Source organism: Microbacterium umsixpiens, assembly GCF_053543675.1.
The window spans coordinates 863-2,160 of the sequence record NZ_JBLVOH010000209.1; the positions used below are offsets into that span (position 1 = coordinate 863).

At 66.9% G+C, this 1,298-nt stretch carries 1 protein-coding gene; it reads left to right on the top strand.

Going from position 1 to position 1,298, the window contains the following annotated elements; translation table 11 throughout:
- The first annotated feature begins 91 nt into the window (after positions 1 to 91).
- Positions 92 to 1,288, top strand: coding sequence for an MFS transporter (locus ACNPM4_RS17970; RefSeq protein ID WP_473965307.1), 1,197 nt, complete (start codon positions 92 to 94; stop codon positions 1,286 to 1,288).
- Positions 1,289 to 1,298 lie beyond the last annotated feature (10 nt).

Sequence of the window (1,298 nt, forward strand, 5' to 3'; positions counted from 1 at the left end):
GGCGTCGGGCCCGAGGCGGTAGGCGGCGCCGGAGGGGCACCCCTCCGGCGCTGCATTGCTTCATCACGCCCCCAAGAGAAAGATGCAGGCGATGGCCTCCACACACTTTGACACCGCGCACCGAACAACGCCGTTCTGGATCGTCGCGGTCGCGTTCCTCCTGGTGATGGCGTACTCCACAGTCCCCACGCCCTTGTACCCGCTCTATCAGCAGCTCGACGGGTTTCCCGTCTCCGTCGTCACCGTCGTATTCGCCGCATATGCGGTCGGCGTCGTCGCAAGCCTGTTTCTGCTCGGTCACGTCAGTGACTGGATGGGCAGGCGGCGGATGCTCGTCATCGCCATCCTCATCTCCGCATTGTCCGCGGTGCTGTTCATGGTGTTCACCGACGTGCCGGGCCTGCTCGTCGCCCGTGTCGTCAATGGTGTCAGCATCGGTGTCCTCACTGCGACCGCGACGGCGCACCTCGGTGAGCTGAGAGCACGAGCGCGGCCTGGAGAGAACGCCATCGTCGCGGCGTCCGTCGCAGGCGGTGCGAACCTCGGAGGTCTTGCGCTGGGCCCGCTCATCGGCGGACTCTTCGCCGATTCTCTGCCCGATCCCCTGCACCTGCCGCACACCGTGTTCGCTGTCGTGCTCATCCTCCTTGCTATCGCCGTCGCGCTCGTCCCGGAGACCGTGGCCCCGACGTCGCGGAAGTATCGACCGCAGAAGGTCGCCGTTCCGGCTGCGTCCCGAGGCCAGTTCATTGCCGCAGCATTCGCGGCGTTCGCCGGGTTCGCGCTCTTCGGGTTGTTCACCTCTCTCGCGCCCTCGATCCTGGTCGGGATCTTCGACGAGGATGGCCACCTCATGGCCGGCATCACAGTCTTCCTTGTCTTCGGTTCCGCGGCCGCCGCTCAGGTGCTTCTTGCCCGAGTCACGCGACGCACCCAACTCCTGTTCGCGGCTCTCGCGTGCGGTGTGGGGCTCCTCGCCATCGCTGGCGGAGCACTGGCCCCGTCGCTCGCGCTGTTCCTCCTCGGTGGAATCGTCGGCGGCGCGGGTGTCGGCGCGCTGTTCAAGTGCGCGCTGGCGACCGCTTCCGAGGTCGCCGAGCCGGGTCGCCGAGGGGAGACGCTCGCCGCGATGTTCCTCGTCGCGTACTGCGGACTCGCGATTCCTGTCCTCGCCATCGGTGGTGCGCTGACGGTGTTGCCTCAGAACACGGTTCTGCTGGTGTTCGTCGTCCTGGTCGGCTCGGTCACCGTGACAGCTGCACTGCGGATGCGCCGCATCGCTCGCTGAATACCGAAGG